The 731-nt window shown below is 39.1% G+C and carries 2 protein-coding genes and 1 pseudogene; all 3 read right to left on the reverse strand.

Going from position 1 to position 731, the window contains the following annotated elements; genetic code table 11:
* A pseudogene (locus UC75_RS20615) lies at positions 1 to 154 on the reverse strand (hypothetical protein); the annotation flags it as partial.
* A gap of 45 nt (positions 155 to 199) precedes the next feature.
* The gene (gp17, locus tag UC75_RS07310; RefSeq protein ID WP_049837175.1) at positions 200 to 568 is read right to left on the reverse strand and encodes a tail completion protein gp17; all 369 of its coding nucleotides are present in this window, start codon (positions 566 to 568) and stop codon (positions 200 to 202) included.
* On the reverse strand, positions 568 to 731 hold a 164-nt coding region (locus UC75_RS20620; RefSeq protein ID WP_322842889.1), incomplete at its 5' end, for an HK97-gp10 family putative phage morphogenesis protein. The genes UC75_RS20620 and gp17, both read right to left, overlap by 1 nt.

Below are 731 nucleotides of genomic sequence, written 5' to 3' on the forward strand. Positions count from 1 at the left end.
CTTGTTTTAAACAAGTTGTTTCGATTCGATCTTTTGAATCTGTACCTGGTTTAAAGTTTAAAGGGCAATCTACTTCAACCAATTCAAAAGTACCCGGTGTTGCAGGGACTTCATCCACAAACCAAACACCAGTGCCTTGTGTACGACGCGCCATAATATTTTCTCCATAAAAAAACCGCCTTTCGGCGGTCTTTATAATTTAAGGTTCTTCATACCATCGGCTATCAATCCGAATACGGTATAAGTTGGTTTCGGAATCGCGCACGACTCCGGTGTAATCTTCAATATAGCAATACTCTTCAATGTTTTTTCTTAATAGACGTGCAATTTGCCGTGTTGAACCTTTAGTGGCTGCATAGATATCAATTTGTGCATAAATTGAATCCATATCTGAGGGTGCAGATAAATATTGCTCAGGATTGGCATCAATAATTTGCCAGCAAACATATGGAGCGCCATTTGTATTATTGGCGTCAAATTCACTGACTTTTAAACCAGCCTCATCAGTCAAAAGCCCTACTAATTCGGTATCATTTTCACAAATTTCAATTAGGGGGATAATCAACATTAATTTATATCCCCCAAAATATCATTTTTAAGCTTAGCGGCTACCGCTTCTGTCACACTGTCAATATTTGACTCTAACGCTGGGCGCATAAACGGCTGTGCTTTAGTTTTGGCTGTTCCGAACTCAACCAACCAAAAGTGACGAGTATCATTTTCCAAAAAGG

It is taken from the genome of Acinetobacter sp. V2 (assembly GCF_001188385.1).
GTDB lineage: Bacteria > Pseudomonadota > Gammaproteobacteria > Pseudomonadales > Moraxellaceae > Acinetobacter > Acinetobacter oleivorans.

Excerpts from the sequence above, each read along its gene's own strand:
- gp17 (WP_049837175.1), bottom strand. The coding sequence starts at position 568 with ATGTTGATTATCCCCCTAATTGAAATTTGTGAAAATGATACCGAATTA.